Below are 24,891 nucleotides of genomic sequence, written 5' to 3'. Positions count from 1 at the left end.
CGGTTCCGGACTGAGTGCCGGACCCGGGCTCGGGGCCGGGCCCATTCCGGGGCCGGTCCATTCCGGGTCCGGTCCATTCCGTTCCGCGGTTAGTACTTCTTCGAATCGTCCAACAGCGCAGCGATCGCGTCGAGGGTTTCATTGTCCACATCGGCCAGCGTGCGGGTGGCGAATTCCTTGACCTTCGCCCGGCGCATGGCGGCCAGCAGTTCCAGTTCGTGCTGGATCCGTTCCGGGACCGCTCCGTCGGAGTTGAGCAGGTAGTCCGGATTGACCTGGAAGAATTCAGCCAGGGCAATGAGCACTTCCGGCGGCTGCCTGACGGTGGCGTCTCCGGCCTTAATATGATGCCACCGGGTCCGGGAGAGCTTTACGCCTTTTTCAAACAGGGCCGTCTGAATGTCCTGAAACTCATAGGGCCTGCCCTCGGCCGTCACCATCACATCGAGAAGCAGGTCGATTTTGCGGGCAAGAATCTGCGAATTCCTCAGGTTGCGCTGGGCAGCACCTTCAGCGGCCATGGTGTATTTCGCCTCCGAAACGTACGTCGATTAAGTCTTTGCCGGCATTCAGGCCCAGGGAACGGCACCAGGCCTGGACTGATTGATTCCACAACTGCGGAGCGGCGTTCCACTCCAGGGTGTGGTGGGCGCCTTCAAACTCAACGAATCGCACAGGCTGGCTTTGCCTGGACACGAACATTCGGGAGAGCTCTACCGGAACGGATTTATCCTCCGTCCCATGCAAAATCATAGTAGGGATAGTTGAATGTTTTTGCATGTACGTGCCGGGCATCTCTTTCCACCGGATGACAGGGTCCCCCTGGGGCCGCAGCAGGTTCACTGTGTGCGGCAGCAGTTTGGCAATGATGCGCGGGCAACCCAGTCCCTGCAGCTGTGCAGAAATGATCGCCGGCCAGTCAAGCGCCGGTGAGACCAGGACAACTCCCGCCGTACTGTTGTCCGCAGCATGGGCAACGGTGCGGAGCACGATGGAGGCTCCGAGAGACCACCCGACAAACACGACGGCACGGGCCCCGCGGGCCAGCGCATAGCGTCTTGCGGCTTCGATATCCCGCCATTCGCTGATGCCCAGATGGCTGTGGTCCGGTTCCGGCGAGACATCCAGCGACGTGCGGTAGGACGGCAGCAGCGAGGTGCAGCCGAGGCCGGCAAAAGCTTCCACTCCGCGCAGGCACTGGCTGCGCGAACTGCCCAGCCCGTGGACGTGAATGACCCATACGCCGCTGCTGGCTTCCGGGGAACCGGGCGGAATGACCCAGGCCGGAAGCCCGGCAATCAGTGTTTCTTCATGCGGGTAGCCGAAATCGGCCGGGCTCTCGCCCAGATGGCCGCTGAGCTGCCCGCTGCCGTCCCGAAGAAGGTCAGAGGCGCTGCCTCGTTCCACGACCCGCCGCAGCCGGTCCCCGGCAATGGTTGCCGGGCCAAGAACCACAAGATCCCCTCCGGATGCAGCGCGCATGCTCAGCCGGCCCGGATGGGCGGCGAAACCATCGGGTGAAAATTCCAGGTATTCCCGGCCTGCAGCCTGCCCGCTTCCCTGTATCGGGACCAGGCGCCTGCTGCGGCCGGCGTCGGTAATTTTGGCACGCAGCAGCGATCCGCCGAGAGCCGCAAGGGCGCCGGCGGCAACGGCGGCCACCCCTGCCACGGCGGCAGGGACCGGCAGAACGATCCTGCCCATCAGAGCATGCGCCCCTGCTTCAGGCACAGCGCCTCCGCCTTGCGCAGGGCAGCTGCCTCATCCGGTGATAGTTCCGCGGATCCGGATACAGCCAGCCAGTCATGGATTTCAATGACCAGCCGGTGAATGACGTCGGTGGTCTCGCGCGCACTTTGCCGGGGAACGGCCACCGTGTCGGCCCCGGTTCCCATCAGGCTGACAGCCGGAGTCCGGGCAACCGTTCTGTTCCAGAGGGCCTTCAGCTGCGGCTCGAGTTCCCTGAGCTGCCGTCCCATAGTGATGTCGCTGATGATTCTCCCCAGCGGCGGAACAGCCAGGCCCACGGACAGCAGGACCACCGTCAGGGGATTAAGCACGTCATAGATGCCCCCGACGGACCTCATAACGCCCTCCTGCCCCGTCACATGCGTTACGTCCATGACAATGACGGATGAGCACAGCAACAGGCCGACGCCGCATCCCGCGCCGATGATGCTGAAGCCGGCCCGGAAACGCCTGCGCCTCATTTTGGGAACGTTCCCGACGCAGGTTCGCAGCGTCGCCGCCATCACGGCGAAGATGTACAGGTACTGGATCGCAGAGTAGAGGGCAGCGGCGGGCTGGTCTCCGTAGTCGAGCATGAATTGTGTGGAGGGTGCCGGGTTGTCGATCCGGGCGAAGCTCACCACCATGACGGCAATCGTGACCACGGCGCCGACCCGGCCCCATCTCCCTCCTCCGCCCCGGCTGCTGCCGGCGGTGGCGCCGAGGGTTATGGCGCGGGACAGGTAGAAAATACCAAGAATGAGCAGGATGTTGGAGACGAGGTCCAGTCCATTAGCCCAGGGGGAATGTTCCGCCGCCCACAGATACACCTCGTTGATGTTGGTGGTCAGCGACGCCGCGATGACCACCGCAGCCTTCAGCATGGAGTTGTCCCGGCGGGCACGGGCGCGGAGGGAAAGGGTCAGGACCAGCAACCACATGAAGGTCGCCACGAGCAGGCTCATCATTCGAAGTATGCCTCGTATCTGAAAATCTCTTGGGTGGATTCCCGGATTGCGGCCGCCAGGAGGTCGGCCAGATGTTCGGCAGTTGCTTCCAGATCGGACCGGAAATCGCCCCGGGCCAGGGCTTTGGCAACCACCTCGCCCGATAATTCCTGAAAAATCTTTATGCCCTGCCAGGTGGCACCTTCGTATTCATCGTGACGAAGGATCATGTGTGAAAGTTCGTGGAGAATCATCTGCTGCCGGTGCAGCATTCCCCTGGTGACCGAGTGGTAAACCACGTCCACCTGTTCCCGCGGAATCCAGAGGCCGCAGATTTTCTTTCCGGTGAGCTTTTCACTCTCAACTATCACTATTCTGCGTCCGCGGAGTTCTTCAACGTGCCGAATCAGCGATTCAAGGGTGATGCGCTCGGGCAATCGGAGACGGTCAAAAGCGTCTTTGGCGGTTTGGCGCAGCTGCTCATCCATGGGAATCCTCAATGTACCTGATTCCCCTCACCGGGCTAGTTCGGAACATGTTCCGATCATGTATTATGAAACGACCGGCCCGCGGCCGGGCATTGCGAAAGTTGGGGGACTTGCGAGAGTTTTCGCAGCTATGCCCGGCACGGGCCGGTTTCATTTCTCGGTGAATTGATCAGCCGTACTCACGGCTGCGGGGCTGGTTGTCCTGTCTCAGTACAGCTAGTGGCTGAGTTTCAGTCCCACGACCCCGCCGACGATCATCATGAGGAACACGACCTTCAGCAAGGATGACGCCTCAGCACCGGTCACCATTGCATAAACAACGGTCAACGCTGCGCCAATTCCCACCCAGACCGCATAGGCCGTGCCGGTGGGCAGGTCCCTCATCGCATACGCAAGGCCGGCCATGCTGGCCAGCAGCGACGGGATGAACACCAAGGTCGGTCCGACTTTGCTGAAGCCGTCGGATTTGCCCAGGGCAGTTGCCCAAACAGCTTCCAGCACACCGGATATGACAAGAATGATCCATGACATGGGAATCTCCAATGGGCCGTCTTGTCGCACACCGGGTACGGCACCCATCGTCCGGGAGGCTCACTGTGATAGCGAGGCTCTGCCTTAAAGCTCTCACGCCGCACGGCCCGGGTCGAATTTGGTGAGGTATCTGACCGTGGCTACGCTGATCGGACAGCGGGGAACGAGCAGCAGGGAACCGAAGCAGACAAGGCTGGTGAGTGCAGTGGTGGCAGCAGGCCGTACATCAGGTGCCGCCTCAGCTACCCCGCGCGCCGTTTTATCGCTCCTCGGTTTATCCGCCGTCATTGCCGGGCTCCTCACCATGCATATCTGGGTGGGCGGATTTGGAGCCCCTTCCCACCACGGGACTGTGGCGGTGGGCAGCACAGCAGCCGGACCTGCCGCGGCATCTCCGGGAACCGGGCACCTTCCGGCACCGGCCGCCCTCATCGGCGCCGCAGCCGCGGATCATGACTCCATGCCCGGCTGCGCAGGCAGCTGCGCCGACGAAGCGGCCTTCGGCATGTGCATGCTCGCACTGGTCATCATGGGTGCATTCGCACTGCGCACTCCTTCAGGGTGCGCGCCTGCCTTCTCGCTGGCCAACAGGGGTCCCCCCACACTGCCCCGGGCGTTCCGCCCGGCCCCGTGCCCTTCACTCACTCAGCTCTGCATCAGCCGCACGTAAAATCCGCGTCCTTTGGACAGCGCACAGCAGCCAATGCACCCACAACCTGAGTATTGAAGGATTTATCCAATGAAACGCCATACATCCCAGCCCCCGCATGCCTTGTCCGCGCTCGCCCTCGCCGCCGCCCTGGTTCTGGCCGGATGCGGACAAAGCGGTACCGGTGACGCAGCCTCCGGATCAGCGGACTCCAGCGCAGCGGAGACCGCTGCTCCGGATTCCGCTGCCGCAAACCATAATGATGCCGACACGATTTTTGCTCAAATGATGATCCCGCACCATCAGCAGGCGGTCGAGATGAGCAACATGATGCTCGCCAAGGACGGCCTCAGCCCTGAGATCGTGGATCTGGCCAGCGGGATCAAGGACGCCCAGGGGCCGGAAATCGAGACAATGACCCGCTGGCTGGAGAGCTGGGGAGAACCCGCGGAGCCGGCCGACGGCATGCAGGGGCACCAGCACACGGGGTCCGTGGACACCATGGAGGGAATGCTGAGTGAAGAGCAGCTGTCCCGGCTCAAAGAGGCCCGGGGCGCTGACGCATCGCGGATGTTCCTGGAGTCCATGACGGCCCACCACGAGGGCGCCGTCAGCATGGCCCGGGACGAGCTTGAGGGCGGCCGCAATCCGGAAGCCCTGGAGCTGGCCGGCACCGTAATCAGCACGCAGCAGGCCGAAATAACAGAAATGGGCAAGCTGCTCGCAGCCCTCTAGGCACCGCCAACCGCTCGGGTTGGACGACTGACCCCTGCACCGGTGGGCGGCGGGGCCGGAGTTCCGGCCCCGCCGCCCATGGTGTTAAGGGGATGGTTCCCTAGGCAGATCCGGGCTAGGCGAGCGTGAGGAAGAGTTTTTCCATGTCGGCGCGGTCGGCCGTGGAGTCCTCGTTGGCGAGGCACTGCTCGAGACCGGTGGCAATGATGGAGAATCCCGCACGGTCAATGGCCTTGGACGCTGCCGCGAGCTGCGTAACCACGGCCTTGCAGTCGGTGCCCTCTTCCAGCATGCGGATGACGGCATTGAGCTGCCCGCTGGCCCGCTTGAGCCTGTTGATGGCTGGTTTCATGTCGTCTGACTCCAGGTGCACGGTGGCCCTCCTCGGTAGATGTTCTCCAATGTTATACCCCAGGGGGTTTATTCAAGCACGGCAAAGGCCGATTTGAATACCCCCGGGGGTATGTGCCAGACTCGAAGCGGCGGATGAACGCCGCCAGCCACCTGCACCAGAGGAGAAACACATGTGCCGCGCAGTTCCCTGCCGCAAGTGCCGGAAGATGACGTGGGCCGGATGCGGACAGCATGTCCAGCAGGTCATGGCCCATATCCCCCGCGCCGAGCGCTGCACCTGCGATCCGAACGCGCCAAAGGCCTCCCCGTCAAAGGGCTGGCTGACGCGGCTTCTCGGTCGCTAACCGAAGTAGCCGTCATGCACCGGAGGCATGACGGCACAGGGAAACCCCGTACCCCTCCGGGTATCACTATTCGAATCCAAGGAGACAAATGCTTCTCGAACGCATCTATGACGAGGACCTCGCCCAGGCCAGCTACCTCATCGGCTGCCAGGCCAAGGGCGAAGCCCTGGTGGTGGACGCCCGCCGCGACATCGAGGTGTACCGCCGGCTCGCTGCCGCCAACGGCATGAAGATCGTTGCCGTCACTGAAACGCACATCCACGCCGACTACCTCTCCGGCACGCGTGAGCTTGCCGCTGCCACCGGCGCGCAGATCTACGTTTCGGGCGCAGGCGGCGAAGACTGGCAGTACGGCTTCGACGGCGAGCGCCTCTTCGACCAGTCCGCGATCACGCTGGGCAACATCACCGTCAAGGCGCTGCACACCCCCGGGCACACGCCGGAACACCTGTCCTTCCTGATCACCGACGGTGCCTTCAGCGACAGCCCCGGCTACCTCCTCTCCGGAGACTTTGTATTCTCCGGAGATCTGGGCCGCCCCGACCTGCTGGACGAGGCCGCAGGCGGCGTCGATACCCGCTTCGACGGAGCTCACGATCTGTTCGTCTCCCTGAAAGAGAAGTTCCTGACCCTGCCTGACTATGTTCAGGTCTTCCCGGGCCACGGATCGGGCAGTGCATGCGGGAAGGCGCTGGGCGCCCTCCCCTCCTCCACCGTGGGCTACGAACGCAAGTTCGCCTGGTGGGGCCCGTTCCTTGCCGCAGACGACGAGGCAGGATTCATCGACGCGCTGCTCGACGGACAGCCCGATGCACATGCCTACTTTGGCCGGATGAAGCGCCAGAACCGCCAGGGCCCCGCTGTGATGGGAGAGCGCACGCCGCTCGCCGAAATCCCGGTGGAAACAGTTGCCGCCCGTCTGGCAGCCGACGAAATCTCACTGGTGGACACCCGTTCCCACAACCTGGTCCATGAGGGCACGGTGCAGGGGGCTGTGAATATCCCCGCCGGCACCAAGTTCGCCAGCTTCGGGGCCTGGGCGCTGGACCCCGATCAGGATGACCGACCGGTGATCCTGCTGGCCGGGGACCGGGAAACAGCCATGGACATGTGGGACCACCTGGTCCGCGTAGGCATCGACGGGGTCACGGGATACCTGACCACACTCGACGGGCTGCCGGTCTCCACGCCCCGCACCATTTCCCCGGCGGAGCTGGAAAGCTTCGACGCGGCACTGGTGCTGGACGTCCGCAACAAGACCGAACATGCCGCCGGCCATGTGCCCGGTTCCGCACAGCTCAGTGCCGGACGCGTGCTGTGGCACACCGACCAGCTGCCGGCAGACGGGACCATCGTCACCTACTGCCAGTCCGGTGTCCGCAACTCCGTGGCGGCCTCGGCCCTGCGCCGTGCCGGATTCGACGTCGTCGAACTCGAAGGCAGCTACGCGGGCTGGGATGCCTGGAACCGGCAGCAGAACGCCTAACCCGCCAATCCTCCGACAGAAAAGAACCCCATGAACAACACCCCGCAGACCGTAATCCCCGAAGACCTCAAGGGCTGGATCTCCTCCGGCGACGACGTCGTGGTGCTGGACGTCCGTTCTGCCGCCGAATTCGAGACCCTGCACATCAAGGGCTCCTACAATGTGCCGCTTCCCCTGCTGGCTGAACACACCGATGAACTCGCCGCGAAGCTGGACACCAAAGTGGTGCTCGTCTGCCAGTCAGGTGTCCGTGCCTCCGAAGCCAGGAAGAACCTCGCCGGCGTCGGCTTCAACGACGCCCACGTTCTGGTCGGCGGCGTGCCCGCGTTCCATCAGGCCGGAGGCGAGACCGTCGAAGGGACCAAGCGCTGGGAGCTGGAGCGCCAGGTACGCATGGCGGCCGGCTCCCTCGTGATTGCCGGACTGGCGGGCGGAAAATTCCTGTCCCCGAAGATCCGCACCGTTGCCGGATTTGTCGGTGCCGGGCTGACCTTCTCCGCAGCCAGCAACACCTGCGCCATGGGCAAGGCACTGTCCGCGATGCCGTGGAACAAGACGGCCAACGAACCCACCCGTGAGTCCGTTATTGCCCAGCTGCCCGCCGTGAAGAGTTAGCCCCATGACCGCCACCCTCGTTGCGACCCTCCTGCTATCGGTACTCATCGGCCTCTCGCTCGGTCTGCTCGGCGGCGGCGGGTCCATTCTCACGGTTCCGATCCTGACCTACGTTGCGGGGATGAACCCCAAGGAGGCCATCGCCGCATCGCTCTTCGTTGTCGGCGTCACCTCCGCCGTCAGCGCCGTCACCCATGCCCGCAAGGGGCGCGTAAAGTGGCGCACCGGACTCATCTTCGGTGCCGCCGGCATGGCCGGTGCCTTTGGCGGCGGCCTCCTCGGCGGGCACATTCCCGGAACCATTCTGATGATCGCCTTCGCCCTGATGATGGTTGCCACCTCCCTAGCCATGATCCGCGGCCGCAAGGACGTGTCGGCGGCGGCCCACAACAATGACCTGCCCGTTGGCAAGGTCATCCTCGAAGGCCTCGTCGTTGGCCTCGTCACTGGGCTGGTCGGTGCCGGAGGCGGTTTCCTCGTAGTGCCCGCACTGGCGCTTCTCGGCGGCCTGTCCATGCCCGTTGCAGTGGGCACCTCGCTGGTTGTCATCGCCATGAAGTCCTTCGCCGGGCTCGGCGGTTACCTCACCAGCGTCAGCCTCGACTGGGCACTTGTCGGCGGGGTCACCGCTGCCGCCATCCTCGGGTCATTCATTGGAGCCCGCCTCGCCGGACGCATTCCCGAGGCAGCCCTGCGCAAGGGCTTCGGAATCTTTGTGCTGCTCATGGGCGTCTTTGTCCTGGTCCAAGAGCTGCCTTCCCCTGCCAACGCCGTGGTTGGGGTTGGCGCCGGAGTGATCGCCGCAGCCGCAGTGGTGTGCTGGTTCTTCGTTCCGGCCTGCCCGCTGCGCAAGGTGCTGGCTTCTCCGAAGGTCCCCAGCCCCGCCGAACGTACCTCAGAACAGGCCTCTTCCTAACAGGGAGTTCCGGCCGCAGATTGGAGCCCGCCTCGGCTATGCCGGGGCGGGCTTCGCTGTTCCCTCCCTTCTCCGGGCAGCGGCGACCAGCTCCCGCACCTGCGGCGCCACCTCACGCCCGAAGCGGGCCAGATCCTCCGCACTGTCGGTGCCGAGGAGAAACCCGGAAATGCCGTGGGCCAGGGCGATATCCGCCAATTCCCGCGCCCACTGACCGGGAGGTCCCTGGAGCAGGCCGCCACCGGCGGCGGAGAAGCTGCCGTTGATGTTCAGCAGCCGGCGCACGACGGCGGGATCCCTGCCTGCTGCTGCGGCGGCGTCGTCAATTGCCTCGTTCATCGCTGCCAAATCGGCCGGGCCGCCCGGCAAATAGCTCAGCGTCGGCACCCATCCGTCCCCCGTTTCCCCCGTAAGCCGGAGCATGCGGGGTTTGTAGGCGCCGATCCAGATGCCGACGCCGTGCGCCGGCGCCGGCCCGCGCTTGGCCCCGTGCGCCCGGTGAATCTTTCCGTCCACCCGCAGCGGGGTGCGTTCGGCCTCGTCCCAGATGCCCCGGATGATGCTGATCGCTTCCGCAAGTCCGGTGACGGCATCCCCGGGTTCCAGCCGCTCTCCCCCGCCGGCCACAATGGCGTCCCAAAAAGCTCCGGCGCCGAGCCCCAGTTCAAACCTGCCGCCGCTGAGCAGGTCCAAGCTGGCGGCGCTGCGGGCCACAATCACGGGCTGGCGCAGCGGCAGGTTCAGCACGTTGGTGGCCAGCGTAATCCGCTCGGTGCGGGCAGCCGCATAGGACAGCAGAGTCCATGTGTCCAGGAACCGCGGCTGGTACGGGTGGTCCTGGAAGGTAGCCAGGTCCAACCCCGAAGACTCCGTTGCGACAGTCATTTCCACAGCCCGGCGGGGAGGGGCGGCCGCCGGCGTAATGAACGAACCAAACAGCAGGTCGCGGCCGTAGTCGGGCATGGTGTGCTCCTCGGAAGCTCGGCAGGTGGCGGCTGAGGGAGCCCAGTGTAAACCGCTGCGGCGGAGCTACACCGGGTGGGTCAGGAAGATCCATTCCGGGCAATCCGCGCTGACCGGACGCCGGTCCCAGTCGCCCCAAGTGCGGTCGACCGTCAGCCCTGCCGATTCCAGGCCCGTCAGGATGTCTTCCCGGGAAGGAAATCTCAGGGTTTCCGTTGTGGTCCGGGAGCTGCCGTCCCGGATCCAGTGGTCGGTGTGGGTGACCAGGTCACCGTCGCGGCGCACTTCCGTGCGGACCGGCCCCTGCCCGGTGCTCCGGCCCGCCGTCGTCCAGTTCCGCCAGGCTTCCGCCGCGGGATTGCGCGTTTCAAAGGCCAGCCGGCCGCCGGGCTTCAAGGCCCTTTTGGCGTGGGCAGCCGCAGTTGCCCACGCTGCGTCGTCCAGGAAGTACTGGGCAACGTGTCCCGTCATCAAGACCAGATCGGCCCACCCGGCCGGCAGCGTTTCGGCCGCTCCGTGCAGCCACGAAACGGCGGCCGCGTGTTCCTGCTGCTGCGCGAGCGCAAGCATGGTCCGTTCCGGCTCGACGCCGGTGACGTCGTGCCCCCGGCCGGCCAGCAGACTGCATAACAAACCCGTTCCGGCGCCGACGTCGGCCACCCGCACTGCCCCCAGCCCTTCGGCCAGGTCCAGGTAGAAGTCCAGGTCGCGGCGGTCCCGGCTGTCGGCATCGTAACCGGCGGCGAGCTCCGGAATGGCGTAGTAGTTCCCCGGTTCCACGGCCTACCCCCGAACCAGGTTCTCGGCCAGGGACAGCCCGCGGCGGCCAAATGCGGAAAGCCGGGGAAGCAGCAGCGTGGCCGTCATGCGGACAACCTAGCCAAAGCTCAGGCCCAGCACCTTCCGCAGCCCGTCCGGGCGCAGGGCATCTTCCCTGTCCCGCAGGCCGATCTTCTCTGCAACGCGCCGGGAGGCCACATTGCCGGGATGAATGATGGCAACCAGCTGCTGAACCTGCAGCTCGTCCCGGGCGAAGTCCCGGCAGGCAGCCGCCGCTTCCGTTGCGTAGCCCCGCCCCTGCACTTCAGGGCGCATGTGGTACCCAACTTCCAGTTCAGCCCGGCCGTTAACGTCCTGCCAGGTCAGGCCGCAGTCCCCCAGGAAGGTGCCGTCGGAGCTTTCCACGATCCACAGCCCATGGCCGTGCTCCGCGTAGTTCTTCTCGTTCCAGGCGATCCAGCCCAGCGCTTCACTCCGGGTCTTGGGTGCCGGGTAGTAGGTCATCACGGCGGGATCACCAAGCAGCGCTGCCATATTGTCCAGATCAGCGGGGGACATTTCACGGAATCGAAGCCGGGAGGTGGGAGGGGGAAGCATCCCCACACCCTATGCCCCCGCACCGCGTTTCGTCTCCAGGCTGAAGACCTGCACCACTGACGGGCGCGGAACCCGGACGTCACCCGGCGCGGGCGTCCCGCCGTCGGCCACGTAATCCGGAAAATAGGAGGTATGCGCGCCGTAGCTGCCGTCCTCGCCCGGGTGCTGCACGGCCACGAACACCATGGATTCCTCATCGTGGATCACCGGTCCGCAGGTTTCACCGTCACGCGGCACGGACAGGAACTGCTCCACCCTGCCGCGGTCACTTCCGGAGAGCCCCACCTTGAACAGTCCGTCGTTATAGCCAATGCCCGACGGCGCGCCGTCGGTGGAGATCCACAGGTTGCCGGCTGAATCAAAGGCCAGATTGTCCGGGCAGGAGATGGGGCTAACCTTGTCCTGCGGATAGCCGCTGAAATAGGTGGCGTCACCCTGGGCCGGGTCACCGCAGAGCATCAGCAGGTTCCAGCGGAAGTCGGTGGCCGTGGCGTCGTCGCGGGCCTCGATGATCTCCACGATGTGTCCGTCGCGGTTTTCCCGCCGCGGGTTCACCTCGTCAGCGCGTGCACCGGCGTCGACGCCGCGCTTGGAGTTGTTGGTGCAGGCCACATAGACGCGCCCGGTGGCGGGGTTGGGTTCCACGTCCTCACAGCGGTCCATTTTGGTGGCCCCGGCCTTGTCCGCCGCGAGCCGGGTGTAAACCAGCACTTCCTCCACGCTCATCCCGGCCACCGCCGATTTGCCCCGCACCACCAGCGGCAGCCAGGTGCCCTGCCCGTCGAATCCGCCGTCTGCGGGAACCGCTCCGGTGCCGTCGATTTCCGACTCCGGTGAATTGCCGGCAAACCGTGCCACGTACAGGTCGCCTTCGCTGAGCAGCGTCATGTTGTGGCGCTTGTCGTTCTTCCGGTACTTGTTCTTCGAGACGAACTTGTAGAGGTAGTCGAAGCGCTCGTCGTCGCCGGAATAGGCCACGGCCTTTCCGTTGCGGGCAATGATGACGTTGGCGCCCTCGTGCTTAAACCGGCCCAGGCTGGTGTGCTTGCGCGGCACCGAATCCGGGTCCTCGGGGTCCAGCTCCACGATGTAGCCGAACCGGTTCGGCTCGTTCCGGGTTTCCGGGGTGCGGGCGTCAAACCGCGGGTCCTCCTGCTCCCAGCCCATGGCCGTGGGAGCACTGCCCAGCCCATACCGCTTGTCCTCGGCACTGGTGCCCTCGGCGCGGAAGAAACCGTTGAAGTTCTCCTCTCCGGAGAGCACGGTTCCCCAGGGAGTGCTGCCGCCGGCGCAGTTGCCCAGTGTGCCGGCAACGTACCGCCCCTGCGGGTCGGCGGCGGTTTTCAGCAGAGCGGAACCGGCTGCGGGTCCGGTGAGTTCAAAAACAGTGTCCAGGGTAATGCGGCGGTTCAGCCGGGCGCCGCGGACGTAGGACCAGGGCTTCCCGCGGTTGCTGCGTTCCAGTTCCACCACTGACATGCCGACGGCGTTGCGGAAGATGTTGCGCCGCTGCAGTTCCTCGGCGGCGGAAGCCGGAGCCGCGGGGAACATGATCTCCGGGTTGACGTACTCGTGGTTGCAGACGAGCAGCCCCTTCTTGCCGTTCGGCTGCCGAAGAATTTCCAGATAGTCGTTGTTGTAGCCGAACTGGCGGGCCTGCGCGGCGGGGGTCTGCCCGGCGAAGGCGAACTCGGGCGAGTCGTCGAAGAGCGGGTCTCCCCAGCGCAGCAGCGGTTCCCAGTCATATCCTGCAGGCACGTCGAAGCTGTCCGCTGCAGCGTCCACGGGTGCGATCGGAGTGAAGGCCAGGCGCCCCGCCTTCGGCCCGCGGCCGGGCGGTGCCGCTGCCGCCGTCGTCGCCGGGCTGCTCAGCGCCAGTACTGCCGCGCCCAGCACCCCGGCCGCTCCGGCACCGAGTGCGGTCCGCCGGGAGAACTCCGCGGAGACGATGTCCCGGAAGTAACTGTTGGCGGAGGTATTGCACACCGCCTTGCTGCAGGCGTTGTCGCATTTCAGCGCACAGGTAACGGCGCTGCGCTTGCCTCTGGTGTGTCCCAGCATGGGCAGCAGCCGTTTCTTCGGGGCGGAGCTGGCAGCGGCAGAGTCGGGGTTCAGCAAGTCGGTCAAGGTCAGGCCTTCCATCCGGCGGGTGTGTCGCTGCCCACGCTGACAGCGTTAGGTGACGCGAAGGAGACCGGCGGTTTAACCCGGGGTGAACAGAGAGTGCTGCCTGTTTTCCTTGAATCAACCGAGTAGCAACCTAGGTTGACAGTCCGGAAGAGAGCAACGTAGGTTGACAGACATGGAGTCATCTCGGACGGCGGCTGTTGCCGCAGATACCAGCGATCCGCGTGCCGGACTGCGGGCCGTGGCAGCCCTGCGGGTGCTCGCGGATACCCTCGAGCTGCGCCAGGTCGAAGCTGCCCTGCGCGCCGGAATGAACTGGCAGGCCATTGCCGATGCCTTGGGTGTGACACGCCAGGCAGTGCATAAGAAGTACTCCAAGCGCGTTGACCCCTCGATCCTCAAGCCCAGGAGCCATGGATGAACAAGTTCACCCGCTACGCAACAACCAGTCAGACGCTCTCGCTGACGGCGATGGAGGAAGCCTCGCGGCGGGGTCTTCGGGAAGCCGACCTTGAGGACATGTTCCTGGCACTGGTACTCAATGACCAGCCCGCCGGCCGGGTCCTCCGTGACGCGGGTATCAGTATTCACTCGGCCCGGACGGCCGTCGAGGCATACCAGAAGGATCAGATTGCGTCCCTGGGCATCACCGCCGAGCTCCCGCCGCCGGGAGACATCGTCTTCCACGAAACCGGCGGGTACGCCTGGTCCAAGCGCGCTTCGGACCTGCTCGGCCGGGCAGGCCAGAAAGGACGCACGGGAGACGCTTCCGCAGTGCTCCGCGAACTCCTGAACGAGCCCAGCGGACTAATCACCGGGGTGCTGCAGCGGCTCGGGACGGCACCGGCGAAAATTCTGGCGGAACTCGAGCGCACCGAATCATCCATTGAGTCACCGAAGAAACCGGCAGCAGGCAGCCGGGGTGAGGCCACCGGTTCGTTCGAGGCCTTTGTCCCGGCCCCCGTCAAGGATGTCTGGGCGCTGCTGTCCGATCCGGCCCGCATTCCGGAATGGGAACCGGGGATCGGCTCGGTGGAGGATACCGGCGGCCCCCTCATGCCCGGCCACACGTGGACCGCGCACGCCACCCTGACCCGTCCGGACGGCAAACCCCTGAAAGTCCACGAGAAATTCCGGCACCGGGAAATCGAACTCCTGGAAGCTCGGCCGCCGGCACAGGTCACCTGGCGCTTCACTTTTCCGGACACCCGCGCCAGCGGGCCCACGATGATCTGTTTCGAGCTCGCCCCGGCTACGGGCGGAACCCAGGTCAGCATCACCTTGACCTGGTTCCGGCATCAGGGCTGGCGGGCAATGATCGGCACGCTTCTGGCTCCGCTGCAGCGCTTCCTCGTCTGGATCAAGCTGTCCCAGATCGGCAGCTCCGTCAGCCGTGTTTTCCGGCAGTCATAACCGGCTGGCTGGAACTATCGCCTGGCGGGGGATGTGCGGTAGAGGCGGCGCAGGTACCGCGTGTGGAGGAAATCCCGTTTCACCCACGTCCAATAGGAAAGCCCGGGCTCCAGATCGAGCTGCTGCCACAGTCTGCCTCCATAAAGGGCCGCCCCCGCGGTGATGGCGAGCAAAAAGAGAAAGGCTTCGGCCGCGGAAATTTCCCAGATAACCAGAAGCGCCGCATAGCTCCAGCCTGTCGCGACGCCCGTGCCCAGCCAGGGAATCCACTTCATCTCCGGGATGCGCGCCGGGCCGCCCGTGATGCCCAGGCTTAACCCGACAAGAATGATGACACTTAGCTGCAACGCCTGCATGGTTCTGTCTCCCCGTGGATCGGCCGCGACTTTCCCCGAACTGCTTCGTAGGTGCGAGGCTACCAAACGCCCCTACTAGACAGGGGTAGGGCAGGGGCCGGGCCGGTTCAGAGCCGGGCGGGGTTTTCCGTGCACCTTGTATCTCGGCTCGCCGCGGGGTCAGCCTTAAGGAACCGTCACCGAAGTCCGCGGTCAAAGGAGCGAGCATGAAACCCATCCCAAAACTGCTTGCGGCCTCAGCGGCGCTTTGCCTCAGTCTTTCCGCCTGCACCACTGCCGGAAACGAAGCTGCTCCATCCCCCGAACCGACCACGATTCCTTCTTCATCACCCAGTTCTTCTTCTGCGCCGCCTGCGTCTTCTTCACCGCCTGCGTCTCCTTCAGCACCCGCTTCCCCTTCAGCACCCGCTTCCCCTTTACCGGCGACGCCGCCTGCCGGCACTTCCGGGACGGAAGGGCGCACCGCTCCGCCCCTTCCCACTGCCGGCCCCGGTGGAAAGTCTGCGCTCGAAATGACGCCGGAGGAGGCCGGCTATGCCGTCATGGCCGGGGTAATCACCCTGGGAGAGTACTGCGCGAGAGACACATTCTGGACGTCCGGAGACACCCAGATGTGCTATTACTACAACAACCCGGAGTTCCTGATGCCGCCGGACTACCGTGAAACGTCCTGGCGCGACAGCCCTACGCGGCATTGGTTCACCTACGACGAGGCGTACGAAGCTTGGCAGTCCGGGATGCCCTACTACGTGGCTTTCTGCCTCAGCTATGTGCCGGTGACAGCAGGCGGTGTTTCTCAGTGCGAGGGCATTCAGGCGGGAACTGTGGATGCCTATACCGGCGAGTACATAGGCCCTTAGAGCGAACCGGATTGCCAGGATGCAGCCCGGTGCTGGCTGAGAAACCCGCCATTCCTCCTCAGAATGCCGGCTTCCTGCGGGTCCCGGCGCACGCGTTCCCACTCTCTGTGGCGCATATGCACTTCTGTGACCACAGCAGCCACGGGAGGCCACTTACGGTGGGAACCCGTGCGGTGCGGGGAATGAACTAATGGATCCCGGCGTCCCTGGACCGCCCGGACCGCCCGGAACAGCCGGAAGCTGCGCATAGACCCGCGCCAGCCGGTCCAGCCACCACCGGGTCACGTCCGGGCCGGCGGCATACCGCTCCAGCAGCTCCTCCGACACAGGCACTTCGCGCACCGCCAGCGCACCGCCGTCGGGCAGCAGCGGCTCCGCGGTGACGTCGCCGTCCATCAGCGACAGCGTGCCCAGCCCGCAGGCATACGGCAGCTGTGGCAGGGAGGCGGCCAGCGCGACGCCGGCGCGGATGCCCACGGAGGTGTCAAGCGCCGAGCTGACGACGGCGGGCAGGCCGGCTGCCGCCACGATGGACAGGGCCCGGCGCACGCCGCCCAGCGGCGCCACCTTGACCACGATCAAATCAGCAGCGTCTTCACGGGCCACCCGCAGCGGATCGGTTTCCTTGCGCACGCTTTCATCGGCGGCAATCAGCACCGGGACCCCGCGGCGCGCCAGCTCTTCCCTCACCGCACGCAGTCCGGCGATGTCCGACACCGGCTGCTCGGCGTATTCCAGCCCCGCCTCGGCCAGTGCTTCCAGGGCGCCGACGGCGGTGGGCACGTCCCAGCCCCCGTTGGCGTCCACCCGGATCCCGGCGCCGGGGAGCAGCCGCCGGACCTCGGCCACCCGCGCCAGGTCCTCGGCAACGGTTTGGCCGCGCTCGGCCACCTTCACCTTCACGGCGGACACGGCGCCGAACCGGGCCAGGACCGTTTCAACCTGATCCACGCCGACTGCGGGCACGGTGCCGTTGACCGGCACGGAGGTCCGGACCGGTTCGGGGTACCCCTCCCCCGCCGCCTCCAGGGCGGCCGCCAGCCAGGGAGCGGCTTCGGCGTCGTCGTATTCGGGGAACGGGGAAAACTCGCCCCAGCCGGCCGGGCCGGGGAGCAGCAGCGCCTCCCGGTGCAGGATGCCGCGGAATTTCACCCGCATGGGCACCGACACAACGCGGGCATCGGCGAGCAGTGCGGACAGGTCCGGACGGAAGCCGGTCACCGGGGGAAGATCAGGAGTAGCCACCCAGCCAGCCTAGTCCCGGCACCCGTCCGCAGGGTCATGACGGCGGTCACAGCGGTCGTTCAGCCAAGTGCCAAGTTCCAGTGGCAGACTAGGAGGCAATGAATACCCGCAATCTCCTGAACAGCCGCGCTCCGACCCGGCGACGGCCAGCCCACAACGCCGCTGTGTTCCTCTTCGGGGCACTGCTGTGCGCGGCCGCCGTGGCCGTGACCTACTGGGCGTTTGTCCGCACCACCACCGGCCAGCTGGCCGATGAGTCGGCCTGGCGCGAAGCCGAGGTGGCGATGCCCGCCTCGCCGCTTCCGGTCCTGGAATTCCTGGACAATTTGCCGCTGCTGTCGGTGTTCATTGCGGGTGCGGTGGTGCTGGCCGTGACGGTGCGACGGCGGCGGCTGGCCCCGGCGGTCATCGCCCTGAGCACCTTCGCGTCCGCGAACATCAGCAGCCAGCTGCTGAAGCGGCTCTTTTTTGACCGGCCCGACCGCGGGGTCATCACCCTGGACTTCAATTCGCTGCCCTCCGGCCACACCACGCTGGCTGCCTCTGCTGCCGCGGTGGTCTTCCTTCTCGCGTCCCCGCGCTGGCGCCCGGCCGTGGCTGCTGCGGGCGGCAGCTACGCCGTACTCGCCGGAGCGGCCACCTTTGTTAACCTCTGGCACCGCCCGGCCGACGTCGTTGCCTCCTTCCTGGTGGTGGGCACCTGGACGCTGATCGGCGGACTGGTCATGATGCGGACAACACCGGACTGGAACTACTGGCCGCCCGGCGGCCGCAGCCGCGGCGGGTCCCCGGTGTTTACGGCCCTGTGTGCGGTTCCGGGCCTGCTCGCCCTGGTGCTCGCGGTGGGCGCCTACCTGTACGCCACCAGCGGCACCACGGTGCTGGGCAGCAGCGAATCCATGTTGCTGTACTTCTGGTCCGGGCTGAGCCTGATTGTCGGAGTGGGCTACGTTCTCAGCGCCCTGGCCTGCTGGTTGTTCTCTATGCAGGCGGGAGACCCGGCCCGCTGACAGGTCCTGCCGGTTCGCCCGCCGGATTTCCGGCCGGCTGCCCGTAGCCTGGCCGACCCTTGGGCACCCACCGCCACAGCGCGGCGGCCCCCAGCAGGCCCAGCACAGCAGTGGCTCCGATGCCGGCCGAGAGACTCGCCAGCGCGGTGACCGCCGAGAGCAGCGCCGGTCCGGCCATCGTGCCGCTGTCAGCGAGCAGACGCCAGATCCCCAGGAACTGCGGGCGTCCCGGGGAAGGCGAGAAGTCCGCGCCCAGCGTCATGACAATTCCGGATCCGATGCCGTTGCCGAATCCCAGGACCAGGGACACCAGCAGCAGGCCGGTGCCGCTGGCGGTCAGCGGCATCAAGGCCAGGCCCGCGGCCATGGTGAGCATGCACGGCACCGCCACCCAGCGCCGGCCCTTCAGGTCCATGACCTTGCCCGCGGGATAGAAAATCAACATGTCGATGGCGCCGGAGACCCCGTAGATGAGGGCCGTCTGCGTGGGGTCCAGGCCAATGTGCTGGGCCCACAGGGGAATCACTGCCTGCCGGGAGGCCCGCACTGCGGCAATCAGCAGGATCCCGAGGCCCAGGGTCCGGAACACCCGCCCGTGGCTGTGCAGAACGGAGCGGACGGTGGGGGCCGGGACCGCCGGCCCTGCGCCGGTGCCGGCACCCGTGCCGCCGCCGCGAGAACCTGCCCAGCCGCGAGAACCTGCCCCGCCGCCCGGGGTCCCGGCTGCCGGCAGGCGAAGTTCGGGAACCTTCAGGCTGATGACGCCCGCCAGCAGCGCGCCTGCGGCGCCCACCCAGTAGGCGCCGGGCGTGCCGGCAAAGTGAATGGCAGCGGCACCGGCAAACGGCCCGGCAAACACTCCTATCCGGTTCACTCCGCCCAGCGTGGACAAAGCCCGGGCCCGGAAGTGCACCGGCACCGCCTCGGTCAGGTAGCTCTGCCGTGCCAGCCCGAACACCGATCCGGCCATGCCCACCATGAACACGGCCAGGGCAAAGAGCCACAGCGCCGGTGCCAGGGCCGCGGTGACCATGGCAGCCGAGCACCACAGGGACGCGATGACCAGCGCCCACTTTTCACCGAAACGGGTGGTGAGCACGGTGGCCGGAACGTTGGTCAGCAGCGATCCGACCCCGGTCAGCGTGATGACCAGCGCCGCCAGCGCCACGGTGGCTCCAAGATCCCGCGCCGTCAGCGCGATAACCGGCAGGATGGCACCGGTGGCCACCCCGTACAGCAGCGTCGGCCCGAACGCGGGGACGGCTATGGTTTTGAGGCTGAAGGAATCGGCAGGCACCGATTCAGGGTACCGCCCTTACTGCTTGAGCCATTTCCACCGGGCCAGGGTGCGCAGCCGCAGAAGCAGGGCCCGCGACTGCTCCGGCCCGTACGGCAGGATCGGAATGGCCTTGGTCATGTCCACCGAAGCCTGGTCCATGGCGCTGCGGGTAACGGCGACGGCGGTGCGCATCTTGTTCATCTGGGTGGTCACAAAGCCCACGGTCACGGGCTCCCCGTGCCCGGGCACAAAGACGCGATAGAGGTCGTCAAGGGCCGTGATTTTGCCCAGCGTCCGGATCCATTCCTTGGGAAACGAATCCTCGAAGGACGGGTCCGCGCCCTGCTCCACCAGGTCTCCGGTGAACAGAACGTCGCCGGCTCCGACGAGCAGGTCATGGTCGGTGTGGCCGCGGCCCAGGTGGAACAGCGTCACGGAGATCCCGCCCAGATCCAGGTCCACCGGAGCTCCGTCCACGAGCCGGGTGGGCGCCAGGATTTCGGTATGGACGCCGGTGCCGGCTGCCATTTCCGCTTCCAGGGCGACGACGGCGGGACGCTGCGAGTCACCGTGCTCGGTGATGGCGGCAGCGCAGCTGCTGGTGGCCCAAATGTCCTCCACCCCGTTGGCGGCGAGGACGGCGTTGCCGAAGTAATGGTCAAAGTGGGCGTGCGTATTGACGGCAATCAGCGGCAGGTCCGTGCGCTCCCGGACCGCCTCAAGGATGGCGCAGCCCTGCCGCGGCCCGGCACCGGTGTCAATGATCAGCGCCCGCTCATCGCCGATCACCAGACCCGTGTTCATCCCGAACCCGGGGTTGGTGCGTACCAGCACCCGCGGAGCGACCTCCCGCCACGTTGCGGTGTCGTGTCCGGCTGCGTCCGTCATGGGTCCGTCCTTTTTGGTCCGTTGGCTGGATGTCGCCTCCAACCTACCGCGGCGGTGCTGCGGGGGCGGCGCGGAACGGCAAATGTTGCGTCCGCCCGCCCCGAGCCCGCTTACAGGTCTGCGAGCACGCTGCCCGGATTCTCGATGGCGTCGGCAACGTAGCGCAGGAAGCCTCCGGCGGTGCCGCCGTCGCACACCCGGTGGTCGAACACCAGGGTCAGTTCGGTCAGCTTCCGCACGGCCAGTGCTCCGTCCACCACCCATGGCTTGTCGATGATGCGGCCGATGCCCAGGATGGCCGATTCCGGATAGTTGATGATCGCGGCGCTGCCGTCCACCCCGAACACTCCGTAGTTGTTCAGCGTGAAGGTGCCCGAGGTCAGCTCGGCCGGCGTGGCCCTGCCCGCCCGCGCGGTGGCGGTGAGGCGGCGGATCTCGGCGTCCAGCTCCCGGGCGTTCATGGTGTCCGCCCGCCGGATGGAGGGAACCATGAGCCCGCGGTCGGTCTGCGCCGCGAAGCCCAGGTTCACGCCCTCGTAGGAGGTGAGCTGCGCGCCCTCCGCCGGGGAGGCCGCCGGATCAAACCGGGTGTTGAGTTCGGGGAACTTCGCCAGCCCGGCCAGGACAAACCGGGCAAGGAAGGCCATCAGGCCCGGAGTGGTGTCCGGATTGCGCCGCTTGAGGTCCGCACGCAGCTCAAGCAGGGCGGTTGCATCCACGTCCACCCAGACGGTGGCCTCGGGAATGCTGCTGCGGCTGGCGGTCAGGTTCGCGGCGACGGTCTTGCGCAGCCCGGTGACCGGGGTGCGCGAGGCGACGTTCAGCCCGGTGCGCGGGTCGACGGCGGTTGTGGCGGCGGGCTCAACGACGGCGGTCACGACGGCAGCGGCGCCGACGCCTGCTGTTCCGACGCCTGCTGTTCCCGCCACGGTCCCGTTGCTGCCGGCGGCCGCGAGGGCTGCCTCAACATCGGCGCGCAGGATCAGCTGATCCGGACCCGAACCGGAGATCTCGGCGAGCCGGAGGCCGCCGTCCCGGGCCAGCTTGCGCACCAGCGGAGAGATGCACCGCGGTGCCTGGGCGGACCCTCCGGAAGCGGAAGCGCGGGCCGGAGCGGCAGCGGCTTCGGCAGGAATCGTTTCGGCGAGGATTGCTTCAGCGGGGATTGCTTCGGCGGGGATTGCTTCTGCAGGAATAACCGCCGGTGCCGTCCGAGACCGCCGGGTCCGGCGCGCCACGGTGTGTCCGCCCGGGGTGCCGTAGCCGATCAGCACGTTGCCCGATCCGGCCTTTTCCTCCTGCCGGTACGCTTCGCCGTCGGGATCGCTCTGTCCGGGGGCAGGGCTTGCCGGGGCAGCAGCAGGCGCCGGGGCCGCTTCGGCTGCGGCAACCGAAGCCGACGGCGACACCGAAATCAGGGGACGGCCAACGTCGAGTGTCTGCCCGGCTTCGCCGTGCAGCTGGGCAACGGTACCGGCGAACGGAGAGGGCACCTCGACCAGTGATTTGGCGGTCTCCACCTCGGCGACCGGCTGGTCGACCAGGATTTCATCGCCCACGGCCACCAGCCAGGTGACCAGTTCGGCTTCGGTCAGGCCTTCGCCCAGGTCCGGGAGCAGAAAGGTGCGCACGCTCATCGGTCCTCCCACTGAAGTTCGTCAACGGCGTCAAGAATCCGGTCCACGCTGGGCAGGAACCAGTGTTCCAGCTTGGGGGCCGGGTAGGGAATGTCGAATCCGGTGACGCGCAGCACGGGTGCCGCCAGCGAATGGAAGCAGCGTTCCTGCACCCGGGCCACGATTTCCGAGGCCACTGACGCAAAACCGGGAGCTTCCGAAATGACCACCGCGCGCCCGGTCCGGCGGACCGACGCAGTGACGGTCTCGTCGTCGAAGGGCACGATGGAGCGCAGGTCGATCACTTCCAGGGACCGGCCCTCAGCGGCAGCGGCCTCGGCGGCAGCGAGGGCGGTCGAGACGGACGGGCCGTAGGCAATCAGCGTTGCGTCGGTGCCGGCGCGGGCCACCGCGGCAGTGCCGATGGCACCGGGCCGGGGGCCGCCGTCGTGCAGTGGAGCATCTGCTGCTGAACCGCTGGGAGCATCAAAGCGGCTGCGCAGGGCGGCCAGATCGACATCCTCCTTGGTCCAGTAGAGCTTCTTGGGTTCCAGGAACACCACGGGATCGTCCAGCCGGATCGCTTCACGCAGCAGGGTGTAGGCATCGGAAACCGTGGCGGGCGCGACGACGGTCAGGCCCGGCGTGTGGGCGTAGTAGGACTCGGAGGAGTCGCAGTGGTGTTCCACTCCCCCGATGCCGCCGGCGTAGGGAATCCGGATTACCAGCGGCAGCCGGACCTTGCCGCGGGTGCGGTTGGCCATTTTCGCGGCGTGGCTGACCACCTGTTCAAAGGCGGGGTAGGCGAAGGCATCGAACTGCATCTCGACCACGGGGCGCATGCCGTTCATTGCCATGCCCACCGCCATGCCCATGATGCCGGACTCGGCCAGCGGGGTGTCGAAACAGCGCTCCTCCCCGAAACGCGCCGTCAGCCCGTCGGTGATGCGGAAGACGCCGCCCAGCGGGCCCACGTCCTCGCCGAACATCAGCACTGAGGTGTCGGCGGCCATCTCGTCGGCCAGCGCGGTATTCAGCGCCTTGGCGAAGGTCAGGGACTCAGGTGCCGCGGCGGCGGGTGCGGGGGCTTCCGCGGTTTGGGGAACTGTCATGGTGCTCATCTTTCAGCCGTCCTGGCGCGAGAGTTCGTCGCGCAGCTGGGCGGCCTGTTCCTCAAGCTGGGGTGTGCGGCGGGCGTATACATGGGCAAAAAGCTCCTGCGGATCGGGCTCGATTTCAGCGTTCAATCCGTCGCGCATGTGGGCGGCCACGATTTCGGCGTCTTCGGCGAAACGGGCTTCAGCGTCGTCGTCGAGCAGGTTCAGGTTCTGCAGGTAGGTGCGCATCCGGGTCATCGGGTCCCGGGGAACCCAGTTCTCCACGTCCTCGCGGCTGCGGTAGCGGGTGGCGTCGTCGGCGTTGGTGTGTGCCTGCATCCGGTAGGTGTGCGCCTCCACCAGTGACGGACCGGAACCCTCGCGGGCCCGTTCCACCGCGGCACCGAGTACGGCAAGCAGCGCGGCCAGGTCATTGCCGTCCACCCGCTCGCCGGGCATGCCGTATCCAATGGCCTTGTGCGCCAGCGACGGCGCCACCGACTGGTTTTTCAGCGGAACGGAGATGGCGTATTCGTTGTTCTGCACAAAGAACACCACGGGCACGTGGAACACGGCCGCGAAGTTCAGGGCCTCGTGGAAGTCCCCCTCGCTGGTGGCGCCGTCGCCGCACATGGCCAGCACCACGGTGTCTTCGCCGCGGAGCTTGGCGGCGTGGGCAACCCCGACGGCGTGCAGCAGCTGCGTCGCCAGCGGCGTGGCCTGCGGTGCCGTGCGGTGCTCGTAGGGGTCGTAGCCGGAATGCCAGTCGCCGCGCAGCAGCGTGAGCACCTGCAGCGGCTCCACGCCGCGGGCAATCACGGCTACCGTGTCGCGGTAGGTCGGAAAGAGCCAGTCGGTCGATTCCAGAACGACGGCGGCGGCCACCTGGCAGGCTTCCTGACCGTGCGAGGAGGGATAGACGGCAAGCCGGCCCTGGCGCACGAGCGCGTTGGCCTGGTCATTGATGCGGCGTCCGGCAACCAGCCGGGCGTAGGCCTGCAGGAGGGTGTCGCCGTCGGGCAGCGGGTACCTGTCGTCGTGGCGGTGGCGGCCGTCCTGATCCACGAGCTGTACCGGAACCTCGGAGGGCAGCAGGTGGGAAGAGGTGTCGGTGCGGGCGTCGGAACGCGGGGAGTCCCGGCGGGGATCTTCCATGGCGCCTGGGGGCGGATTGCCCGTTGAAATAGTCATTTTGCCTCCGTCAGCGGCCATCCCCGGGCTTCTTTGCCGTGGATGTTCTGTTATCCCAGTATGCTGACGGACCCTGATTCGTATCCACACGGCGCCAAAACGGCAGATGATTCCTCTTCATACGGCTAGACTTGTGGACAGATTGCACATGTGAACTGGATTACAGGAGGGGTGCGTAGACACTATGCCGCGGGACACATCTGAACAGGCGCCGCTTCCCCGACTGGATGACATCGACCGAAACATCCTCGCCGAGCTCACCGGCAACGGCCGGGCCTCCGTGACCGCGGTGGCAGAGGCGGTGCACATCTCGCGGGCGCATGCCTACTCGCGGATCGCGAGGCTGACTGAAACCGGCGTGCTCAGCCGCTTCACCGCCGTCGTCGATCCGGTCAAGGCGGGCCTGCGCTCCTCTGCCTACGTAACCCTGAAGGTCCGCCAGCATTCCTGGCGGGAACTGAAGGAGCAGTTGCGGGCGGTTCCGGAAATCCACCATATTGCCCTGGTGGGCGGCTCCTTCGACGTCATCCTCCTGGTGCGGGCCGAGGACAACATCCACCTTCGGCAAGTGATATTCGACCAGCTGCAGTCCATGCCGGGCGTCCTGGACACGCAGACCTTCCTGGTATTCGAGGACCTGGACTCGCGCTAGGGCCCGGCGGGCGGAACCGCACAG

General features: G+C 66.4%; 28 protein-coding genes and 1 riboswitch. Of the genes, 10 read left to right on the top strand and 18 right to left on the bottom strand.

All coding sequences use genetic code 11. The annotated features are described in order from the left end of the window. Positions 1 to 89: 89 nt before the first annotated feature. From WKB88_RS03800 to WKB88_RS03780, 5 genes are all read right to left on the bottom strand, one after another. Positions 90 to 521 carry a hypothetical protein gene (locus WKB88_RS03800; protein WP_341393240.1) on the bottom strand — a complete coding sequence of 144 codons (432 nt, stop codon included), beginning with the start codon at positions 519 to 521 and terminating at the stop codon, positions 90 to 92. Continuing rightward, positions 511 to 1,704 carry an alpha/beta hydrolase family protein gene (locus WKB88_RS03795; protein ID WP_341393239.1) on the bottom strand — a complete coding sequence of 398 codons (1,194 nt, stop codon included), beginning with the start codon at positions 1,702 to 1,704 and terminating at the stop codon, positions 511 to 513. The genes WKB88_RS03800 and WKB88_RS03795 overlap by 11 nt, the downstream gene beginning before the upstream one ends. Next, on the bottom strand, positions 1,704 to 2,693 hold the full coding sequence (locus WKB88_RS03790) for a hypothetical protein (protein ID WP_341393238.1): 990 nt from the start codon (positions 2,691 to 2,693) through the stop codon (positions 1,704 to 1,706). The genes WKB88_RS03795 and WKB88_RS03790 overlap by 1 nt, the downstream gene beginning before the upstream one ends. After that, the gene (locus WKB88_RS03785; protein ID WP_341393237.1) at positions 2,693 to 3,163 is read right to left on the bottom strand and encodes a hypothetical protein; all 471 of its coding nucleotides are present in this window, start codon (positions 3,161 to 3,163) and stop codon (positions 2,693 to 2,695) included. Before WKB88_RS03785 ends, WKB88_RS03790 begins: the two co-directional genes overlap by 1 nt. Positions 3,164 to 3,379: 216 nt before the next feature. Beyond that, positions 3,380 to 3,694 carry a DMT family transporter gene (locus tag WKB88_RS03780; RefSeq protein WP_341393236.1) on the bottom strand — a complete coding sequence of 105 codons (315 nt, stop codon included), beginning with the start codon at positions 3,692 to 3,694 and terminating at the stop codon, positions 3,380 to 3,382. 10 nt (positions 3,695 to 3,704) lie between these two features. Next, positions 3,705 to 3,775, bottom strand: a riboswitch (guanidine-III (ykkC-III) riboswitch). A 55-nt stretch (positions 3,776 to 3,830) separates the two neighbouring features. On the opposite strand from WKB88_RS03780, the gene WKB88_RS03775 reads away from it, so the two are divergent. Then, positions 3,831 to 4,364 carry a hypothetical protein gene (locus tag WKB88_RS03775; RefSeq protein ID WP_341393235.1) on the top strand — a complete coding sequence of 178 codons (534 nt, stop codon included), beginning with the start codon at positions 3,831 to 3,833 and terminating at the stop codon, positions 4,362 to 4,364. 69 nt (positions 4,365 to 4,433) lie between these two features. Continuing rightward, entirely contained in the window at positions 4,434 to 5,078 is a 645-nt protein-coding gene (locus WKB88_RS03770) for a DUF305 domain-containing protein (protein WP_341393234.1), read from the top strand. Between the two features lie 115 nt (positions 5,079 to 5,193). Here the strand turns inward: WKB88_RS03770 and WKB88_RS03765 are convergent, their stop codons facing one another. Beyond that, entirely contained in the window at positions 5,194 to 5,430 is a 237-nt protein-coding gene (locus WKB88_RS03765) for a metal-sensitive transcriptional regulator (RefSeq protein WP_445818879.1), read from the bottom strand. A gap of 434 nt (positions 5,431 to 5,864) precedes the next feature. Between WKB88_RS03765 and WKB88_RS03760 the strand changes: the two genes are divergently transcribed. The 3 genes from WKB88_RS03760 to WKB88_RS03750 are packed head-to-tail and all read left to right on the top strand — an operon-like array spanning position 5,865 to position 8,793. After that, positions 5,865 to 7,262, top strand: a complete 1,398-nt coding sequence (locus WKB88_RS03760) for an MBL fold metallo-hydrolase (RefSeq protein ID WP_341393232.1) — start codon at positions 5,865 to 5,867, stop codon at positions 7,260 to 7,262. A gap of 30 nt (positions 7,263 to 7,292) precedes the next feature. Then, positions 7,293 to 7,877, top strand: coding sequence for a rhodanese-like domain-containing protein (locus WKB88_RS03755; protein ID WP_341393231.1), 585 nt, complete (start codon positions 7,293 to 7,295; stop codon positions 7,875 to 7,877). Positions 7,878 to 7,881: 4 nt separating this feature from the next. Further along, positions 7,882 to 8,793 carry a sulfite exporter TauE/SafE family protein gene (locus WKB88_RS03750; protein ID WP_341393230.1) on the top strand — a complete coding sequence of 304 codons (912 nt, stop codon included), beginning with the start codon at positions 7,882 to 7,884 and terminating at the stop codon, positions 8,791 to 8,793. A 36-nt stretch (positions 8,794 to 8,829) separates the two neighbouring features. On the opposite strand, the gene WKB88_RS03745 is transcribed toward WKB88_RS03750, so the two are convergent. The 4 genes from WKB88_RS03745 to WKB88_RS03730 form a co-directional block, all read right to left on the bottom strand. Further along, on the bottom strand, positions 8,830 to 9,756 hold the full coding sequence (locus WKB88_RS03745; protein ID WP_341393229.1) for an LLM class flavin-dependent oxidoreductase: 927 nt from the start codon (positions 9,754 to 9,756) through the stop codon (positions 8,830 to 8,832). Positions 9,757 to 9,822: 66 nt separating this feature from the next. Next, positions 9,823 to 10,536 (bottom strand): class I SAM-dependent methyltransferase, encoded by a 714-nt coding sequence (locus tag WKB88_RS03740; RefSeq protein WP_341393228.1) that lies wholly within the window; start codon positions 10,534 to 10,536, stop codon positions 9,823 to 9,825. A 96-nt stretch (positions 10,537 to 10,632) separates the two neighbouring features. Then, positions 10,633 to 11,133 carry a GNAT family N-acetyltransferase gene (locus WKB88_RS03735; RefSeq protein WP_341393227.1) on the bottom strand — a complete coding sequence of 167 codons (501 nt, stop codon included), beginning with the start codon at positions 11,131 to 11,133 and terminating at the stop codon, positions 10,633 to 10,635. Between the two features lie 9 nt (positions 11,134 to 11,142). Further along, a complete protein-coding gene (locus WKB88_RS03730; RefSeq protein ID WP_341393729.1) occupies positions 11,143 to 13,194 on the bottom strand; it encodes a PhoX family protein in 2,052 nt (683 codons plus the stop codon). Positions 13,195 to 13,435: 241 nt separating this feature from the next. Here WKB88_RS03730 and WKB88_RS03725 point away from each other — a divergent pair, with 241 nt between their 5' ends. Continuing rightward, a complete protein-coding gene (locus tag WKB88_RS03725) occupies positions 13,436 to 13,681 on the top strand; it encodes a hypothetical protein (RefSeq protein ID WP_341393226.1) in 246 nt (81 codons plus the stop codon). Further along, entirely contained in the window at positions 13,678 to 14,673 is a 996-nt protein-coding gene (locus WKB88_RS03720) for an SRPBCC family protein (protein ID WP_341393225.1), read from the top strand. Before WKB88_RS03725 ends, WKB88_RS03720 begins: the two co-directional genes overlap by 4 nt. 14 nt (positions 14,674 to 14,687) lie before the next feature. On the opposite strand, the gene WKB88_RS03715 is transcribed toward WKB88_RS03720, so the two are convergent. Both WKB88_RS03715 and WKB88_RS03710 read right to left on the bottom strand, forming a co-directional pair. Next, positions 14,688 to 15,029 (bottom strand): hypothetical protein, encoded by a 342-nt coding sequence (locus WKB88_RS03715; RefSeq protein WP_341393224.1) that lies wholly within the window; start codon positions 15,027 to 15,029, stop codon positions 14,688 to 14,690. Between the two features lie 252 nt (positions 15,030 to 15,281). Continuing rightward, on the bottom strand, positions 15,282 to 15,434 hold the full coding sequence (locus tag WKB88_RS03710; RefSeq protein WP_341393222.1) for a hypothetical protein: 153 nt from the start codon (positions 15,432 to 15,434) through the stop codon (positions 15,282 to 15,284). 107 nt (positions 15,435 to 15,541) lie between these two features. Here WKB88_RS03710 and WKB88_RS03705 point away from each other — a divergent pair, with 107 nt between their 5' ends. Beyond that, positions 15,542 to 15,889, top strand: a complete 348-nt coding sequence (locus WKB88_RS03705) for a hypothetical protein (RefSeq protein ID WP_341393221.1) — start codon at positions 15,542 to 15,544, stop codon at positions 15,887 to 15,889. A 153-nt stretch (positions 15,890 to 16,042) separates the two neighbouring features. Here WKB88_RS03705 and WKB88_RS03700 read toward each other — a convergent pair whose 3' ends face one another. After that, complete coding sequence (locus WKB88_RS03700; RefSeq protein ID WP_341393220.1) at positions 16,043 to 17,134, bottom strand: o-succinylbenzoate synthase; 1,092 nt, start codon at positions 17,132 to 17,134, stop codon at positions 16,043 to 16,045. A gap of 98 nt (positions 17,135 to 17,232) precedes the next feature. Here WKB88_RS03700 and WKB88_RS03695 point away from each other — a divergent pair, with 98 nt between their 5' ends. Continuing rightward, the gene (locus WKB88_RS03695; protein WP_341393219.1) at positions 17,233 to 18,144 is read left to right on the top strand and encodes a phosphatase PAP2 family protein; all 912 of its coding nucleotides are present in this window, start codon (positions 17,233 to 17,235) and stop codon (positions 18,142 to 18,144) included. Here the strand turns inward: WKB88_RS03695 and WKB88_RS03690 are convergent. The 5 genes from WKB88_RS03690 to pdhA all read right to left on the bottom strand — a co-directional run bounded on the left by WKB88_RS03690 (position 18,116) and on the right by pdhA (position 24,215). Next, the gene (locus WKB88_RS03690; protein WP_341393218.1) at positions 18,116 to 19,441 is read right to left on the bottom strand and encodes an MFS transporter; all 1,326 of its coding nucleotides are present in this window, start codon (positions 19,439 to 19,441) and stop codon (positions 18,116 to 18,118) included. The two genes, WKB88_RS03695 and WKB88_RS03690, sit on opposite strands and share 29 nt — an antisense overlap. Positions 19,442 to 19,459: 18 nt before the next feature. Beyond that, positions 19,460 to 20,311, bottom strand: a complete 852-nt coding sequence (locus WKB88_RS03685) for an MBL fold metallo-hydrolase (protein ID WP_341393217.1) — start codon at positions 20,309 to 20,311, stop codon at positions 19,460 to 19,462. 110 nt (positions 20,312 to 20,421) lie between these two features. Continuing rightward, positions 20,422 to 21,948, bottom strand: a complete 1,527-nt coding sequence (locus WKB88_RS03680) for a dihydrolipoamide acetyltransferase family protein (protein WP_341393216.1) — start codon at positions 21,946 to 21,948, stop codon at positions 20,422 to 20,424. Further along, the gene (locus tag WKB88_RS03675) at positions 21,945 to 23,039 is read right to left on the bottom strand and encodes an alpha-ketoacid dehydrogenase subunit beta (protein WP_341393215.1); all 1,095 of its coding nucleotides are present in this window, start codon (positions 23,037 to 23,039) and stop codon (positions 21,945 to 21,947) included. Before WKB88_RS03675 ends, WKB88_RS03680 begins: the two co-directional genes overlap by 4 nt. A 12-nt stretch (positions 23,040 to 23,051) precedes the next feature. Continuing rightward, a complete protein-coding gene (pdhA, locus tag WKB88_RS03670; RefSeq protein WP_445818864.1) occupies positions 23,052 to 24,215 on the bottom strand; it encodes a pyruvate dehydrogenase (acetyl-transferring) E1 component subunit alpha in 1,164 nt (387 codons plus the stop codon). 184 nt (positions 24,216 to 24,399) lie between these two features. Between pdhA and WKB88_RS03665 the strand changes: the two genes are divergently transcribed. Further along, positions 24,400 to 24,867: an Lrp/AsnC family transcriptional regulator gene (locus tag WKB88_RS03665; protein ID WP_341393214.1), complete on the top strand. Its 468-nt coding sequence runs from the start codon at positions 24,400 to 24,402 to the stop codon at positions 24,865 to 24,867. Positions 24,868 to 24,891: the final 24 nt, after the last annotated feature.

This window comes from Arthrobacter sp. G119Y2 (assembly GCF_038069765.1).
Classification (GTDB): domain Bacteria; phylum Actinomycetota; class Actinomycetes; order Actinomycetales; family Micrococcaceae; genus Arthrobacter_B.
The sequence above is the reverse complement of the archived record's forward strand: the minus strand, read 5'-3'. Positions and strand labels throughout refer to the sequence as shown.

Excerpts from the sequence above, each read along its gene's own strand:
- WKB88_RS03765 (WP_445818879.1), bottom strand. The coding sequence starts at position 5,430 with ATGAAACCAGCCATCAACAGGCTCAAGCGGGCCAGCGGGCAGCTCAAT.
- WKB88_RS03680 (WP_341393216.1), bottom strand. The coding sequence starts at position 21,948 with ATGAGCGTGCGCACCTTTCTGCTCCCGGACCTGGGCGAAGGCCTGACC.
- WKB88_RS03705 (WP_341393221.1), top strand. The coding sequence starts at position 15,542 with ATGACGCCGGAGGAGGCCGGCTATGCCGTCATGGCCGGGGTAATCACC.
- WKB88_RS03720 (WP_341393225.1), top strand. The coding sequence starts at position 13,678 with ATGAACAAGTTCACCCGCTACGCAACAACCAGTCAGACGCTCTCGCTG.
- pdhA (WP_445818864.1), bottom strand. The coding sequence starts at position 24,215 with ATGACTATTTCAACGGGCAATCCGCCCCCAGGCGCCATGGAAGATCCC.
- WKB88_RS03800 (WP_341393240.1), bottom strand. The coding sequence starts at position 521 with ATGGCCGCTGAAGGTGCTGCCCAGCGCAACCTGAGGAATTCGCAGATT.
- WKB88_RS03770 (WP_341393234.1), top strand. The coding sequence starts at position 4,434 with ATGAAACGCCATACATCCCAGCCCCCGCATGCCTTGTCCGCGCTCGCC.
- WKB88_RS03795 (WP_341393239.1), bottom strand. The coding sequence starts at position 1,704 with ATGGGCAGGATCGTTCTGCCGGTCCCTGCCGCCGTGGCAGGGGTGGCC.
- WKB88_RS03780 (WP_341393236.1), bottom strand. The coding sequence starts at position 3,694 with ATGTCATGGATCATTCTTGTCATATCCGGTGTGCTGGAAGCTGTTTGG.
- WKB88_RS03725 (WP_341393226.1), top strand. The coding sequence starts at position 13,436 with ATGGAGTCATCTCGGACGGCGGCTGTTGCCGCAGATACCAGCGATCCG.
- WKB88_RS03760 (WP_341393232.1), top strand. The coding sequence starts at position 5,865 with ATGCTTCTCGAACGCATCTATGACGAGGACCTCGCCCAGGCCAGCTAC.
- WKB88_RS03665 (WP_341393214.1), top strand. The coding sequence starts at position 24,400 with ATGCCGCGGGACACATCTGAACAGGCGCCGCTTCCCCGACTGGATGAC.
- WKB88_RS03685 (WP_341393217.1), bottom strand. The coding sequence starts at position 20,311 with ATGACGGACGCAGCCGGACACGACACCGCAACGTGGCGGGAGGTCGCT.
- WKB88_RS03745 (WP_341393229.1), bottom strand. The coding sequence starts at position 9,756 with ATGCCCGACTACGGCCGCGACCTGCTGTTTGGTTCGTTCATTACGCCG.
- WKB88_RS03730 (WP_341393729.1), bottom strand. The coding sequence starts at position 13,194 with ATGCTGGGACACACCAGAGGCAAGCGCAGCGCCGTTACCTGTGCGCTG.
- WKB88_RS03735 (WP_341393227.1), bottom strand. The coding sequence starts at position 11,133 with ATGCTTCCCCCTCCCACCTCCCGGCTTCGATTCCGTGAAATGTCCCCC.
- WKB88_RS03675 (WP_341393215.1), bottom strand. The coding sequence starts at position 23,039 with ATGACAGTTCCCCAAACCGCGGAAGCCCCCGCACCCGCCGCCGCGGCA.
- WKB88_RS03790 (WP_341393238.1), bottom strand. The coding sequence starts at position 2,693 with ATGAGCCTGCTCGTGGCGACCTTCATGTGGTTGCTGGTCCTGACCCTT.
- WKB88_RS03750 (WP_341393230.1), top strand. The coding sequence starts at position 7,882 with ATGACCGCCACCCTCGTTGCGACCCTCCTGCTATCGGTACTCATCGGC.
- WKB88_RS03695 (WP_341393219.1), top strand. The coding sequence starts at position 17,233 with ATGAATACCCGCAATCTCCTGAACAGCCGCGCTCCGACCCGGCGACGG.
- WKB88_RS03715 (WP_341393224.1), bottom strand. The coding sequence starts at position 15,029 with ATGCAGGCGTTGCAGCTAAGTGTCATCATTCTTGTCGGGTTAAGCCTG.
- WKB88_RS03785 (WP_341393237.1), bottom strand. The coding sequence starts at position 3,163 with ATGGATGAGCAGCTGCGCCAAACCGCCAAAGACGCTTTTGACCGTCTC.
- WKB88_RS03755 (WP_341393231.1), top strand. The coding sequence starts at position 7,293 with ATGAACAACACCCCGCAGACCGTAATCCCCGAAGACCTCAAGGGCTGG.